The following is a 15,851-nucleotide window of genomic DNA, read 5'->3' as shown; positions in this document are numbered from 1 at the left end:
AGGTAGAAGAATGAACCCTCAAATAGATCAATTACAAGCCAAAATTCAAACTCAAATTTTGCAAGCTACTTTCTTAAAAAATATGACTTTCTTGAAATTAAAGATGCCGGCTATATTTCAGTATTTTCAAAATTATCAACCTCAAAAAGTTCAGCTTGCTTTTGATGCTAATGGGTATGTCAATGTAATAGCGAATAATAAGTTTGTTTATCAAGGTGATCCAAAAGATAGCTCTATTAAGCAAGTAGAGGCTTTTCTTGACAAGCCTCCGTGTTTTGATTTTGAAGTTGAGAGTAAGAATGAGGCTTCTTTTAATTACGAACATGAAAAAGTAATCCATGATATTTATACTAAGAGACGAGAAACCGTAAAAGATAGCGCGCTATACGATTTAAAAAAGGGTGGGCAAATTAATTTCATTGCTTTCATGGGAAGTGGTATGGGGTATCATATTGACCAGTTATGTTCGCAATATTCTATCCGTTCAATGTTTATTTTTGAACCTGAGCCAGATATGTTTTTTGCGACGTTGCATTGTGCCGATTTCAGTCATTGGTTTGAACATTGTCAACGCTTGGGAGGAGAACTAACATTTAAGGTTGGTGGCGTAGAAGAGGAGTTCGTTAATGATATTAACCTCTACTTTAAGCGTGAGGGAGCATTTAACTTACCACAGATGTATCTATACCGTCATTACATAAGTGATAAAACAACAGATGCGTTTAAAACCATAAATGAACTCGCATATCGATATAAAAGTGGTTGGGGATTTTGTGAAGATGAGATTATCGGCATCTCTCATTCACTCGCGAATGTATCTGCCAAAAAGGCTCATGTACTATTAAATCGCGCTAAAAAGAGTATTCCACAGCTTCCCGTGTTTATAATTGGTAATGGCCCATCATTAAATGAAAATATTGAGTACATTAAACAGAATCAAAATAATGTGATCGTTATTTCCTCTGGTACTTCTTTGAAACCTTTACTCGACAATGGCATTAAGCCCGATATACATGTTGAACAGGAACGACCTAAAAGCATTTATCATTGGGTTAAAAAAGTCGGCCATGAGGATACGTTAAAAGAGATACCTATCCTGTGTTTGAACACAGTATACCCTGGTATATTAGATTTATTTAAACAGCCCTATGTCGTGCTTAAAGTAGGCGATGCTGGGGCTTCTTTTATACGTGAATATGTTTCAGAAAAATATGCTGAATTGTGCTTTTGTAACCCGACAGTAACAAATGCTTCAACTTCTATCGCGATTGCTATGGGTTTTAAAAATCTATTTTTGTTTGGTTTAGATTACGGATTTAAAAAAGAAGGTGAAGATCATGCAAAGGGCAGTATTTATCAAGATATAAAAGGTTATCAACTTGCAAGTCACTTTAAGGTTCCTGCAAGTTTTGGTGGGGAAGTGCATACAACACGTATTTTTGATTTTTCGCGTGGTGTATTAGAAATGTTATTAGTTGAGCATCCGGAGGTTAAATGTATTAATGTGAGTGATGGTGCAGCTATAAAATTCGCAGAAGCTTGTAAAATGAACAATTTACCTCAGTTTACAAAAATTGTGAATAAACAAAAAATGGTCGATAACTGCTTGAACTCTAACTTTGATGATAGTTATATTATCTCACATGACTTATCAACTGATTTTAAAGCATTACTACCCACATTTAAAACGTATGCCTCATTCCTTTGCCAATGTTTAGATAATGTGAAAACAAAAAATGCCTTAACGCAAGCATTCTCGATACAATATAAGTTTGTTAATGATATAGATAATGAACGCGATAAAAAATTATTTTATCGTTTTTTCATTGGCACTATAAACTATCTTCAAGCCAGTATTATGAGCAATGTTGCCCGCTATAGCAATGAATTAGAGCAACAGAACTTTATTGCTTTTTGTATTCAAAAGATGCAACAGCATCTGTTGTTTTTAGTTGATGACTTAAGTGAACACTTTGATAAAGGTGCGCGCGTTTAACGGGTAACAAGGATAAGTCATGAAACAACATAAATTGATGCTAAAACTAAAAAAAGCAAGCAAGGCAGCAGGCAAAAAAGATCATGTCGGTGCAATTCATATCTGTAAACAAGTGCTATCGAAAGACATTGATAATATAAATGCTTTAAAGTTATTAGCGACTAGTTTCATCGCTTTAAACCGATTTTCTGAGGCAAAAAACATATTAAAAAAAGTAATTCCGTTAGTTAACAAACAAGATAGTTACCTATTATTACATCTATTAGGCTGTAACTATATTAGCCAACAAGATTATCATGCCGCGTTGCCTGTTTTAGAAGAGGTATTTAATAGCAGTGGTGATAGTAAGGTATTACTTGATGTGGCATTAGTTTATTTCAAGTTAGGAGATTATGAGGCCGCCCGTGACGTATATTTTAAATTAATTGAATTAGAGCCTGATAATCATCAAGCTAAATTTAATCTATATCCTATCCTATTACACTTTAAAGATTATAAAAGTGCATGGACTTGTTTTCATAGTCGTATTGAGCGTCAAGAAATAAAAGATCAAGTACATTGGTTTGCAGCGAAATGGGCTGGTGAACCACTTACTGATAAAAATATACTTATTTATCCTGAGCAAGGTATTGGCGATAACCTTTCATATACAGGGTGCTTCGCAGAAGCGATTGCAGATGCCAAACAAACTCATATTGTTTGTGATAATCGTTTAAAAGGACTTTATCAACATAATTTCCCTACCGCTATTATCCACTCCTATGATGATGTAAATCGAGAACAGGCAGTAAAAGGCGATTTTGATTGTCAAATTTTAGCAGGCTCTTTACCTTATTTTTATCGATTAGATGAAGAGGCATTTTTAAATGAACCCAAACTACAAATTTCAGATGAGTTACAGCAAGCTAAAGCCAGTCGTTTGTCAGATAAAAAACTAAAAATTGGGATTTCATGGTTCCATGGGCGTGTAAATGATGGCAATGCCAATTCTATGTACCTTGAAGAGCTACTCCCATTATTAAAAATGGAAAATATTGAATGGATCAATTTACAGTTTGGAGACTGGCAATCAGAAGTTGATGCGTTACAACGAAAATACGGTACTGAGATAACTCACTTCGAAGATTGCGCCGCCAGTGGTGATTTTGAACATTATGGTGCTTTAATCTCCAGCTTAGACTTAGTTATCTCCGCGAGCAACGCTGCATTGATGTTTGCTTCTCGTTTAGGTGTTAGGTCTTGGATGTTTTTGCCTGCTGCGCAAAAGTTATTACAACGCGAGGATTTTAATGAAGCTATATCATTGAGACAAGAGCGTCGCTTTTATAGAAGTAATGATGAAGGCTGGGAAGGGATTATACAGCAAATGTGTAATGAAATTGAATTACTCTAATCTGATGCTGTACTGTAGCTTGAATTCGGTTTGATTATCCTCTTTCAGCGTATCGTCTAGCTCTTGTAAACTGAAGAAAACTCTCGTTAAGAAAAGGTCGTTATCAACACTATTTTGTAGCATGACAAAAGGGGTTGATTGTTGTTGATCAATTTGAATCGAGAGTAGTTTTTTACTTTCTCTACCGAGCTCTAAAGTCCCCTCGCTTACACCCAAGCCGCCTTGACAACTTTGCATCAAAGACCGTACTTGAGCATGTTCAATAATGGTATACTCGTCGATGATGTGACGTTCAGGAAATTTCCCGCCATTATGAGTTTGATACCAAAAGGTTTCATTTTTAGGGCGTGTTTTTAAGGTAATTGCGCCACTTCTGATTGAGCCTTTAATGCATTTATGTAAGGAAATTTTTGCTTTGAAGGTGATTTTTTTTGTATTTAGATCAATCTCCCACTCTTTGTCAATATGACCAATTTTCTTTAATGCTATGTTTGTTTGTATTTGCAAGTTATTAGCTTGCTCTTGATAAGTGATATTACCTACTCTTGCTAAGTCACTCACTCTTCCATGCTCTGCACTGTCTATTACTGTTGTGCCCGTATAAAAATCAGCTCCGTGGTCAATGAAATCTAGCTCTCCATGGCGCACTGTACCAAAAGGAAGTTCCTTTCCATCTATTAGCAGGGACTCTAAACAAAGCCCCTTATCGCGTAAGAATATAAATTGACAGTTATCTTTTTTAATACAGATAGTTTTAGCTGATTCAATGATTTCAAAGTACTTTGGCGAACCAGTATTAGCGTCGGAAACTATTTCGCTGCTTTCAAAGTGTTGTAAATATCGCATTGCTTGAGCCCACTTTTTAGGGGTGATATGAGTGCGATAATCACTCCCCCAATACTGTAATAGCTTCTTCCATTGCTGCTCATCATTTTCATTTTTTATTGTCGTGAAAAAACGATAGCATAAATTATTAATATAAGTTGCTCCACGCCCACAGGCTGCCCAACGACTAAGTGCATATTTTTGTTGTTTTTTCACTAAAATAGGGTGGCTACTTGTTGTCAATGTGAGTTGTAACTGATTGTTTAGTAGTTTATCAAGAATGATTTTGGGTAATAAAAAATCACCCAATTCCTTTAGTTTTTTTGTGATATTAGCAATATTCTCCCATTCATCAGCAAGAATAGTTGCTTCGGTTTCAAAGCGCCCTGGGCGATAGTTAAATATCTCGAGATCTGAACTGTAAATAGGTAGTGCTTGATAACCGTGAGAGATATAGGTGGCAATTTTTGATAAATATTTATTTGTTTCTAATTCATTATGGATAGTGCGTTGATAGTGTTGAAAAATAATACTATCAGTCCACAATAAAGGTAGTTGCGTACTCGTTCCTTTTGCAATAACAGGGCGGTGAGCATAACTTTTTAACCAGTCTGAATGCAGGCTAAAGGCATTATTCCACTCCATCGCTAGACCTTGATAGCCTGACTCAGCGTAGACATCTATCATCGATTGCGACAATGCTTGCTCATTCACATAGGCGATAGTAGGTTTTATGCCTAAAATATTCTGATAGGTTCTCAGTCCGATAAGCTGATTTTTCAAATTAACTTGGTAAGGGACTAGCGGCCCAATAATTTGCATATAACCGCTACCAATTAACTCAACTAAACCTTGTTCATGTAACGCTTTAAATTGCGTTATCCACAGTGGGCGATAGTGTTGTATTTTCTCTAAGCTATATCCACTCAGCTCAATTCCAATCGGTGTTTTAGTCTTTTCTATAAATGCTAATAATGGGAAATAACACTTATCGATGACTTCAGGTAGGGATTCCTCTTCAATGGCAGAAAAAGCCAAATTACCATGGAATATTTTATAAAATTTAGTCAACCTGAATGCCCATGTTTAATATTTGTTGCTCTGCATGTCGGGTTGCACTTTCTCTAGAGCTACCTTTGCTGATTACAAAACCGAGTCGATTCGCATGGTTTTTTGTTTTAGTCGTAATAATATCACCAGGATTTGCATGGAAGGCTTGTAGTATTATATTCTCATTTTCGTCAGGTATCGTGAGCGATTTAATCTTTCCCTGTAAATTATCTTCTACAAATTTGTATCTAATCGAGATATGCTTATTCTGAGTAATCGATAGTTGAGAAGCATTGATTGATTCATTTAGGTGTAGTTTTATTGCGATTTTTAAGAAGTCTACGCCAGTATTTTCTGGTATTTCTACAGTGGAGAAGTTCCCTCCAGAAAGGCGTAATGCGAATTCAATAATAAATAGTTTATCTTCATAGATAACAATATCGCCTTTGATAACAGCATTATTTATGCCTAACCCGTCAATGATTAACTGCAGTTGTTTAGTAAGAGAATATTTTAAGGTTTCTGTCATATACAAAGAAGGTAGGTCGCCACCATCTTCGATGATATGTGGAAAAAATCTTTCCATATTACTGTAATTACGATCTGCAAAACCAATATTATGAATTTCTCCATTAATAATAAATGACTCGGTGCTGACCTGTGGGCCGGCTAAATACTTCTCTATTAATATTTTATCACTTTGGGTGTTATTAAAAGCTTCTGCAAAGGCCTCTTCAATTTGATCAAATGAGTTGATGAAGCTAACACCACGAGCCGCAGAGTTATCTATGGGCTTTATTATAATTGGTAATTGGTGCTGTTTAATAAACGTTTCAATTTCTTGTTGTTGTGAAACGAGTTTGAAAGCAGGAATATTAACGCCCTGTTCTTCCATAAAGCATTTACTTTGGTATTTATCTTCGCTTAATTGGGCCGCTTCATTCTTGATAGTGTAATTCACACCTAACCGTGTTGCCGTACGAGCAATGATATAGGGAATATCGACTCCAAACGCAATTACACCATCAACGGATTTATCTAACGTATTATCAATGAAGCTTTCAATTTGTTGGAAATGTTTAATGCTGACTTGATGAAATTCATCAGCAAGTGATTTGCCTTTAGCCTCTGGGTTTCCATCTAAAACAACTGTGTATAGACCCATCTCCCGGGCTTTTATAAGGCCCGGTATTTGATCTTGTCCCGCGCCTAAAACCAATAATGTTTTAACCAAAATACATTCCGCCATTTGCATTGATTGTTTGCCCTGTCACATACGACGATTGCTCTGAGGCTAAATATAGCGCGATGTCTGCAATCTCTTGTGAAGTGCCTAATCGTCCCATAGGGATATTCTTTGCCTTCTCTTTCCCTGCTTCGCTACTTAATTCTGCTTTTGACATTTCAGTTGCTACAAGCCCTGGAGAGATAGCGTTAGTGTTAATCCCATCTCTAGAGTAGATTTTTGCAAGCGAGTTGGTGAGGCTTATTAAAGCGGCCTTGGAAGCTGCATAATGAACTTGATTAAATCCTCCCCATTGGCCACCGATAGAGGTGATATTAATGATGCGGCCCCATTTATTTTGAATCATATTAGGGATTACTTCTTGAGAAAAAGAAAATGCACCTTTGAGGTTAACATTTAGCATATTTTCCCAATCGTCATCACTGATGGTTAAAAAATCTTTCTCTTGAGCAATTGCTGCATTATTTACCAATACGCTAATGTGAGTATTGAAGTGTGTTTCAGCTTTTTTTATCGCTTTTTTTATGGATGTTCTACTCGCAATATCAACTTGTACGGAGAAACAATTTTCATCGGTAATTATATTGTTGTTATACCCATAAGCTACGTAATACCCCTGCTTTCTAAAGGCATCAGCAATGGCTTTTCCAATGCCTTTTGCTGCACCAGTAACTAAGACAAGTTTATTTGTTAATGATTGCATTTTTTATACTCTCCGTAGATATATTGTATAAGGCTGCTAATTCTTCTGGTTCGCCAGACATACCAAACTTATCTTCAATGCCAATCCGTTTTAATTTTGCGTTTATGTTATTTTCTGCAAGCACTTCAGCAATCGCACTGCCTAATCCGCCAATAATATTGTGATCTTCACAGGTAATAACGTGTTCTGCATTCTTACAGTGGAGTAACACAGTTTCTTCATCTAGTGGTTTGATTGTACTCATATTGATAACAGTGATATCGCTATTTTCTGCTGCTTGTAGTGCTCTGTATACCATGATGCCCGTTGCAATAATTGTTGTTTTTCCTTTACCGTGTTTGAGCACGTTTGCTTTACCAATTTCAAATTGATAATCATCTGCATGAACTGTAGGTACTGGGCTTCTACCTGAGCGCATATAAACAGGCCCTTGATACTTAATAATTGCTTCAGTTGCTTGTTGTGTTTCTAACTCATCAGCAGGAGAAATGACTACCATGTTAGGTATTGAACGCATTACCGCAAGGTCTTCAATAGCCTGGTGAGTGGCACCGTCAGGCCCTGTATCTAAGCCTAAATGACTCGCTACAATTTTTACATTTGCATTAGGGTATGCAATAGAGTTGCGTATTTGATCGAGAGGACGCAGTGTGGCAAAAACACCATAAGCAGTTACGATAGGGACTAAGCCACTATTTGCGAGGCCGCTGGCTACACTCATCATATTTTGTTCTGCGATTCCGCATTGAATAAAACGTTCAGGGTAAGCTGCTTTAAAAAAATTTGTGTTGGTGCCGCCTGCTACATCTGCATCTAATACTACAAAATTTTCTTTTTCTGCTAATTCGACAAGTGCATGACCGAAGGCTTCTCTTAATGAAATCATATTTATGCCTCTTCTAATTCTTTAATTGCGATGTTCAGTTGTTCTACATTTGGGGCACAACTACCATGCCATAATGGATCATTTTCCATATAGGAAATGCCTTTTCCTTTTACGGTATGTGCGATAATAACGCTCGGCTTTCCTTTTATTTTTGAACAACGATCAAAAGCTTCTTTTAATGCGTCAATATTATGTCCATCAACTTCAATAACAAACCAACCAAACGCTTTCCATTTATCTGCAAGGGGATCAAGAGCGGTAATATTTTCACAGTAATCATCACTTTGTAATTTGTTGTAATCAATGATGGCAACAAAATTGTCGAGTTTATGGAAAGTGGCAAACATTGCCCCTTCCCATATTTGCCCTTCGTTACATTCTCCATCACCAATAATGCTATAGGTTCTATATTCTTTCTTTTGCAGTTTCGCACCAAGCGCCATCCCCAATGCTTGAGAAAAACCAATGCCTAAAGGGCCTGATGTCGCTTCAACTCCGGGAACTTTTACAGTAGGGTGCCCTTCACATAAGTTATTGGTTTGTCTTAATTTCAACAGCTCTTTTTTAGGCAAAATATCTTTGGCTACTAATGTCGCAAATAATGCTGGGGCTGCATGACCCTTAGATAGAATTATTCTGTCTCTTTCTGGTGAACCTAAATTATCTTTATTGATATTGGCTATATGAAAGTAAAGTGTATATAAAATATCAATACATGAGAGTGAACCACCTGGATGTCCGCTTCCTGCATGGTGTAAAGCTTGTAGTGCTAACGCTCTAATTTTATTTTGTGGCTTCATATTTGCTCTCTAAATTGCGTACAAGACGGTCTCAAATAGATTTTGAGAGTGATGTCCTAGGTATAATTGGTAGTTAGGGTTTAGTTGCTTAACTAATAAAGGGATTTTCCAAAGGTCGTCAAATTCATGATAAATACAAATGGCAAGGCGAGGTTTATCTTTTATGATGGTATTTACTGCACCTTTAAGCGCCATTATTTCTGAACCTTCGATATCCATTTTAATAAAATCGATATTTTCCAATTGCTTTTCTTGTGCAAAAGTATCGATAGATACAACTTCAATTTTGTGTTCGCTTATTTCAGACTGAACTTGAAATTGCATATCATTTTCAGCCTCTTTTTTGAAATAAAGAGACGTTTTTTTATTATATAATCCTGCGTTGACAGGGGTTACTGAGGCTGACATGTTTTTTGTTATAATGGTTTTTTGAAGTTTTTTGAAGTTTTCAATGTCAGGCTCAAATGCAAGTATTTTGCATTGAGTAGATAAACGGTTATTAAAATCTAAACTGCTGTCTCCATACCATGCACCACCATCAATAATTGTATCATTTTTTTGTGGGGATACTTTCGGATGAAAGTAATCAGGAAATTCTGCTGGTTGAATAGAGGTAGGGTTTTTAGTTTTTCTAAAATGGATTAAGCTTAAAAAAACTTCTTTAGATTGTTCATCATCAAGTATTTCCAATGCTTGATTAATTTCCTCTTCCGCATTATTAATGCGGTTTAAATCAAAGTGGCCATGCCATCTTTTATAATCAAAAGCATATGAGAAATCATAAAATTCTAGAACATGTAATTTAGCTAATTGTTTGCCAATATCTTTAGAGTACATGCTTGTGATTAATACTGGCAGACTTTTCGCTGTTAGGTCGTCTGGTTTCAATACTTTTAAGTTATTTATGTAACTTCCTTGAATACTCTCATTGTTATCGCATAAGTACTTCACGGAAATACCCATATTAGTAAGTTCACTAATGGCTATATTTAGCATACCTCCAGTACCGAATATTATGACTTCTTTTGATTTCAACATAGTATTTCCTTTAATAAACATTGATGTGGTCGTAAAGAGTAATAATTTTGTTCTCTTCAACACCATATTGTAATAGCTCATCTTTAATAATATTTTGATTTCTATAGCTGGATGCAATGTAGCTGATTTCAGGATGCATTAAATTTGAAATGATGTCGGGGGAGCATATATCAATACCTCTCCATGTTTTACCTTGTTTATTTTTATCTTTATCGACGATAATAAATTCAATTTCTTTGCTGAAGAGAGTGCTAATCTGATAAATGAATTCAAGATGCATTCCACCGCCCCAGATAACACAACGAGGAGTGTTTATTGCTAACAGCTTTTCTTCCGCCTTTGCGAGCGACATGTACCAATTTTGCATATAATTATATAAATATTTTTTTTCTTGGGGCTCTACAGATAAGTTATGATTTACTAATCCTTTCTCTACAATAACGCGACAACCGTTATAATCTTGTTGCTCTTCCCATTCAATAACCTCCCAACCTGACGCAGCTAAAATATTCTTAAAGCTATTGCGACTGAAGTGCGTTAGGTGCTGAGCGCTGAAAAATCCGTTGATATCATTGGTTAGACCATTTTCAAGAATAGGGATTTCAATAATAAACTTAGTATTGGTATTAGATAGTGTGTGAAGGCGTTTTAAAGTTTGCAGAGGATCTTGAAGATGCTCTAAAACATGAAACATAGTGATGATATCAATCTTATTATTATATTCGATCATTTCAAATGGCGAACACAGGAATAAAATATCGGGGTTATTTTTTTGTGCCGTTGAAATAGACTGTTCATCAATATCAATACCAATTTTATTAATATTTTTGGGCAGAGAAGCAATGAAGGAGCCTATGCCACATCCTATGTCCATGAAACTTGTATTTTCAACATTGATCCTATCTTTGATCCAATTAAATTGCTCTAGTGGCCTTTGCAATGTTGAACCATAAGATTGACCAGCTTCACTAAACAGCGTATTGAAACCTGTTGTGCTATAACAAGGGTTTAAAAATATTGCATTACACTTCTGACACTGTTGCTCTTGAATAGTTGCTTGTTTACAAGATGATTCTGAATCAGAGAAAAATTGAAAATTATTGAAAGTTAATACAGTTGTTGCTTGTTGATGTTGGCATATAGGGCAACTCCTGTATGTTAATAATTGAGCGTCATTATTGTTGTTTTTTATATTGATTTTTTTCCAGTTAAACTGCATTTCTAGCTTCCTTTAATATTTTTTTTACAATTAGGCATTGCTCTATACCATATCTATTTATATTAAGTGTTGGTTCAATAATAGTTGGATTTTCTTTAATATTATTAATATGCAAAGGCATCGCCAGTTTCTGTTTGTAAAAATATTGACTTGCTGTTTTGTGATCACTGTTTAATAAAATATGCGTAGCAGGAATGCCTAAGGCAATCAGCTCATATGCTGTGACTCCAAAGCTGATAACTGCATAATTGATCGTTTTTAGAAAATTACACATATTACTGACGCCATAATAGACTTTAGTATCTGTATTTATGATGGTTAGTCTATCTGGATGATCCTGTGAAATAATTGTGTGTATTTTAATGTTGTGAACCATTAGTAACTTATTGATAATAGGAAGAGTCAGGCGCATGGGGTCGGTTCCACCCATCATAACTAGAATATCTCTATATGTTTTTTTTGCTGGGTTAAGTACATTTTTTGAATAAAACTCAGGCCTTAGCAAAACATACTCTAATCCCTGCTTTATTTCTCCTGTAAATCCACTCCAATCAAGCTTGCTAAGCTGTGCATGAGGAGGATAAAAACAAAGATCACAGGCTTTTCGGTAATCACTTGGTTCATCAATGGCAACGGTAAGGATATTCTCTTGTTTTAATGACTCAATGGTTTTGATTGCTAAACCATCTCTTACGTCACCAATGAAAATATTAACAGACAATTGTGCTGCTAATGAGGTTATCCATTGGTGGTAATTAAAGGGCATTGGTGGCAAGAAGTAATGAAAGCCTTGTTCTGTTACTTTTTGAATACCAAGCTCGTAGTCTTTCTGGGCAAAGTAAACATTATGCCCTTTAGCCTTTAACTCGTTAGCCAATACTAAACAACGGGTTACATGGCCCAAGCCTATTTGAATAGAAGCATCACAGCGAATTAAAACATTAAGCGCTTTCAAAACTATCTCTAATTTCTTTGAAAGGGCGTAAACCATCACTCGGGTCTGCACGCCATAAGCGATCTGCTTGCTCACTGGGTGCTGCAATTTTTATTCCTGTCCCATCTGCAATAAAACCATCTTTAATTAATGAAATGGTATCTTTGATTGCATCGGGCAACCAGCAATGGCCTGCTGCAAACTCTTCTCCTTTGCCATCAATATCAAGATGAAACTCAATCGCTGTTGCTCCCCACTTATGCACGGCCCTTAATAACACTGCTGGTGACACGCTGTGATCTGATAACCCGACTTCACAGCTGAAATTACCTTGTAACGTATTGATTGCTTTTACATTCGCTTCATTAATTGGGGTTGGATACCCTGAGATTGCATGCAATAAGGTTAATTTAGCTTCGCTGTGTTGAGTGAATACTTGGACTGCATGTTTAATTTCTTCAAGTGTTGCCATGCCTGTTGATAAAACAAGATCTTTTCCTGTTTTTGCGCAAGCGATAATGAGGTCATCCCAAACTAGTTCATAGGAAGCAATTTTGTAAAAATCGACATAAGGCAATAATTCTGCGACGGCTTCAAGGTAGAAGGGAGTGCAGGTGAATTGCATTCCTAATTGATGGCAATATTCTGATAATTCAGGCAGAAAATCAGTGGGGAGTTCCCACGCTCTTCGATTACGGTGCTCGGCACTTTTTTCTAATATTTCAGGAGAAAAGAGTTGGTCTATTTTAAATAACTGAAATTTTACAGCATCACAACCAATCTCTTTCGATGTTCGAATAAATTCTTTAGCTCTAGAGATGTCCTGACCATGATTACTCGACACTTCGGCTATAAATAATGGGGCTAACTCAGACATTGCCTTTCCCTCTTTGCTGTATTAGTTGATACATCAGTTCCGCCTGTTCCCAATCTTCCCATGCGTCTATGTCTTGCACTAAATAGCGAGGAAGAATAATAGGGATACTGCCTTTTCCAAAAGTAATATCAGTGGCTGGTTTATTTAAAGATTTCCAATAAAACTGTCCTGCATCTTGATACGCTTCTTCTAAATCTTGGCTGCGAGTAAAAAAACACTCTGGTTGAAACATCTCACAGCGCCCACTTTCATTAATTTTGAAAGTTCGCTGAATTGGGAATGGCATACTAGTCACGCTAAAGGCTTGCTCAGCATTGCTATTTATTAGTTTGTTGTAGCCTTCAATCAGAAATTCTTTTTGCAATAGTGGGGCGGTGGCATAAATAGTACATAGATAATCATATTGCTGACCTAATGCTTGCATATGCTTTATCGCATGCTCTACAACATCGCCCGTTCCGGTGTGATCGTCCGCCAATTCATCGGGCCTAATAAAAGGAACTTCAGCACCATACTGCTGTGCTATTTGTGCTATTTGTTGATCATCGGTAGAAACGATTACTCTTTCAAATAAGCCGCTTTCTATTGCCAACTCAATGGAATATGCAATTAATGGCTTTCCATGAAATAGCTTTATATTTTTACGAGGAATGCGTTTACTACCACCTCTCGCAGGAATAATTGCAATGTTCATGACAGCACCTTATCTAATGCTTGAATAATAAGCGTCTGTGATTCAGTTGATAAATGTGCATAAATAGGAATACTAATAGAGTAAGCATAATATTTTTCAGCATTGGGAAAATCACCTTTTTTAAAACCAAATTTTTCGAAATAAGGTTGAAGATGTAGTGGGATATAATGCAAATTTACACCAATGCCAACATTTCTTAATTCATTGAATATTTGTCGATGACTTTTAGTTAATTCATCTAAATTCAGTTGAATGATATATAAGTGCCATGAAGAATCTGTTGATGGTAATTGTTTGGGGCGCGTGATTGGTAGGTTTGCTAGTTGTTCATTATAATATGTTGCAATAGCTGTTCGTTTAGCGACAAATTCTTGTAATCGATTTAATTGACTTACACCTAATGCTGCATGTAATTCGCTCATTCTATAATTAAATCCTAACTCAAGCTGTTCGTAATACCATTCACCGTGAGAAACTTCTGTCATGATTTTTTCATCACGAGAAATGCCATGGCTACGTAATAGTTGCATCTTATCTGAAAGCATTTTGTTGTTAGTGGTGGCTACTCCACCTTCTGCGGTTGTCACTATTTTGACTGGGTGAAAGCTAAAGACGGTTATGTCGCTATAACGACAATTACCAATAGGTTTATCCTGATATTTTCCGCCAATCGCATGCGCTGCATCTTCAATGATTTTAAATCCATACTTTAGACTTAGCTGGTGGATCGTTTGCATTTCGCAAGATTGGCCTGCGAGGTGTACGGGGATGACGACTTTAGGTAGTTTATTCTGTTGTTTGGCTACGATTAACTTTTTTTCAAGTTCTATTGGGGATAGGTTATAAGTCTCTGAGTCAATATCCACAAAATCAACGGAAGCGCCGCAATATAACGCACAGTTAGCACTTGCGACAAAAGTGATAGGGCTGGTCCAGACGATATCGCCTTTGCCTACACCTAGCGCTAAACAAGCGATATGTAATGCTGATGTTGCAGAGTTGACTGCAACAGCATACTGACTTTGTGTGACTTCATTAATCGCTTTTTCAAAAAGAGGCACTTGAGGACCTTGCGTTAAAAAGTCAGACTGCAATACTTTAACCACAGCCTCGATATCTTGCTGATTAATGTCTTGTTTACCGTAGGGGATCATTTTTCAGCTAGCTCATTCAATTTTAATAATTCATGTTGTGTTAGGAAATGTTCATTATTCAGCGAATTATATTCATAACCTGGCTTAACTAACTTTCCTTTTTCTTGAATATTATTTAACGTGAAGTCGTTACTACGATTAAAAAATTTAATGGAAGGAGCGATAAGGAAATGATCGCTATATTCATAAGTATGGTATGAATCATCAGCAGGGCACATTATTTCGTGCAGTTTTTCACCAGGTCTAATGCCGACTATTTTAATCGATAAATTCGGTGCCATTGCTAATGCTAGGTCTGTAATTCGCATTGACGGTATTTTCGGAACAAAAATTTCCCCCCCTAACATACGAGTAAAATTCTTTAGTACAAAGTCTACGCCGTCCTGTAATGTTATCCAGAAACGAGTCATATCAGGATGGGTGATTGGAATTTCTGTTACACCGTCATTAATTAATTTATCAAAGAAAGGGACAACACTACCACGAGAGCCTGCTACATTACCGTAACGTACTACAGAGAAAAGGGTTTGATGGCCTCCTGACATATTATTGGCTGCAACAAATAGTTTATCTGAAGCGAGTTTAGTTGCGCCGTATAAGTTGATTGGATTAGCCGCTTTATCTGTTGATAGCGCAATAACTTTTTTTACATTATTTTTTAAAGCTGCATAAATAACGTTTTCAGCACCATTAATATTAGTTTTAATACATTCTGTAGGGTTGTACTCAGAAGCGGGAACATGTTTCATCGCCGCTGCATGAATGACGTAATCGACTCCATTCATTGCTTGTGTTAAACGGTCTTTGTCTCGTACATCACCTATAAAATAACGCATGCAAGGTGCCTTAAAATCTTGCTGCATTTCAAATTGTTTAAGTTCATCACGAGAAAATATAATTATTTTTTTCGGTTGGTAACGCTCAAGTAATGTTTTGACATACTTTCTGCCAAATGAGCCTGTTCCACCTGTTATTAAAATAGATTGGTTATTAAACATGATGACCTTTTTAAATAATTGGCTGTCGAATGTAAATA

The 15,851-nt window shown here is 36.3% G+C and carries 14 protein-coding genes; 2 read left to right on the top strand and 12 right to left on the bottom strand.

Features of this window, described 5'->3' with window-relative positions; genetic code table 11:
- Window positions 1-10 precede the first annotated feature (10 nt).
- Window positions 11-1,996 carry a 6-hydroxymethylpterin diphosphokinase MptE-like protein gene (locus H5084_RS02170; protein ID WP_182689396.1) on the top strand — a complete coding sequence of 662 codons (1,986 nt, stop codon included), beginning with the start codon at window positions 11-13 and terminating at the stop codon, window positions 1,994-1,996.
- 19 nt (window positions 1,997-2,015) lie between these two features.
- Window positions 2,016-3,389 carry a tetratricopeptide repeat protein gene (locus H5084_RS02165; RefSeq protein ID WP_182689395.1) on the top strand — a complete coding sequence of 458 codons (1,374 nt, stop codon included), beginning with the start codon at window positions 2,016-2,018 and terminating at the stop codon, window positions 3,387-3,389.
- Here H5084_RS02165 and H5084_RS02160 read toward each other — a convergent pair.
- Genes H5084_RS02160 through pseB form a run of 12 tightly spaced genes read right to left on the bottom strand, consistent with a single transcriptional unit; the run spans window position 3,381 to window position 15,813 of the window.
- Window positions 3,381-5,285: a hypothetical protein gene (locus tag H5084_RS02160; RefSeq protein ID WP_182689394.1), complete on the bottom strand. Its 1,905-nt coding sequence runs from the start codon at window positions 5,283-5,285 to the stop codon at window positions 3,381-3,383. The two genes, H5084_RS02165 and H5084_RS02160, sit on opposite strands and share 9 nt — an antisense overlap.
- A complete protein-coding gene (locus H5084_RS02155; RefSeq protein WP_182689393.1) occupies window positions 5,278-6,519 on the bottom strand; it encodes an ATP-grasp domain-containing protein in 1,242 nt (413 codons plus the stop codon). The genes H5084_RS02160 and H5084_RS02155 overlap by 8 nt, the downstream gene beginning before the upstream one ends.
- Window positions 6,491-7,213, bottom strand: a complete 723-nt coding sequence (locus H5084_RS02150) for an SDR family NAD(P)-dependent oxidoreductase (protein WP_182689392.1) — start codon at window positions 7,211-7,213, stop codon at window positions 6,491-6,493. Before H5084_RS02150 ends, H5084_RS02155 begins: the two co-directional genes overlap by 29 nt.
- The gene (locus H5084_RS02145) at window positions 7,194-8,099 is read right to left on the bottom strand and encodes a transketolase family protein (protein ID WP_182689391.1); all 906 of its coding nucleotides are present in this window, start codon (window positions 8,097-8,099) and stop codon (window positions 7,194-7,196) included. Before H5084_RS02145 ends, H5084_RS02150 begins: the two co-directional genes overlap by 20 nt.
- Before the next feature lie 2 nt (window positions 8,100-8,101).
- Window positions 8,102-8,899 carry a transketolase gene (locus H5084_RS02140; protein ID WP_182689390.1) on the bottom strand — a complete coding sequence of 266 codons (798 nt, stop codon included), beginning with the start codon at window positions 8,897-8,899 and terminating at the stop codon, window positions 8,102-8,104.
- Window positions 8,900-8,908: 9 nt separating this feature from the next.
- A complete protein-coding gene (locus H5084_RS02135; protein ID WP_182689389.1) occupies window positions 8,909-9,937 on the bottom strand; it encodes an FkbM family methyltransferase in 1,029 nt (342 codons plus the stop codon).
- Window positions 9,938-9,947: 10 nt separating this feature from the next.
- On the bottom strand, window positions 9,948-11,156 hold the full coding sequence (locus H5084_RS02130) for a class I SAM-dependent methyltransferase (protein ID WP_182689388.1): 1,209 nt from the start codon (window positions 11,154-11,156) through the stop codon (window positions 9,948-9,950).
- A complete protein-coding gene (locus tag H5084_RS02125) occupies window positions 11,146-12,198 on the bottom strand; it encodes a hypothetical protein (protein ID WP_182689387.1) in 1,053 nt (350 codons plus the stop codon). Before H5084_RS02125 ends, H5084_RS02130 begins: the two co-directional genes overlap by 11 nt.
- The gene (locus tag H5084_RS02120; protein WP_182689386.1) at window positions 12,098-12,967 is read right to left on the bottom strand and encodes an N-acetylneuraminate synthase family protein; all 870 of its coding nucleotides are present in this window, start codon (window positions 12,965-12,967) and stop codon (window positions 12,098-12,100) included. Before H5084_RS02120 ends, H5084_RS02125 begins: the two co-directional genes overlap by 101 nt.
- Complete coding sequence (pseF, locus tag H5084_RS02115; protein WP_182689385.1) at window positions 12,960-13,661, bottom strand: pseudaminic acid cytidylyltransferase; 702 nt, start codon at window positions 13,659-13,661, stop codon at window positions 12,960-12,962. The genes H5084_RS02120 and pseF overlap by 8 nt, the downstream gene beginning before the upstream one ends.
- Entirely contained in the window at window positions 13,658-14,815 is a 1,158-nt protein-coding gene (gene pseC / locus H5084_RS02110) for a UDP-4-amino-4,6-dideoxy-N-acetyl-beta-L-altrosamine transaminase (protein WP_182689384.1), read from the bottom strand. The genes pseF and pseC overlap by 4 nt, the downstream gene beginning before the upstream one ends.
- Complete coding sequence (gene pseB, locus H5084_RS02105; protein WP_182689383.1) at window positions 14,812-15,813, bottom strand: UDP-N-acetylglucosamine 4,6-dehydratase (inverting); 1,002 nt, start codon at window positions 15,811-15,813, stop codon at window positions 14,812-14,814. Before pseB ends, pseC begins: the two co-directional genes overlap by 4 nt.
- Window positions 15,814-15,851: the final 38 nt, after the last annotated feature.

This window comes from Psychromonas sp. SR45-3 (assembly GCF_014163575.1).
Classification (GTDB): Bacteria; Pseudomonadota; Gammaproteobacteria; order Enterobacterales; family Psychromonadaceae; genus Psychromonas; species Psychromonas arctica.
Note: the sequence above shows the minus strand (reverse complement) of the source record. Positions and strands in the feature narration are given on the sequence as shown.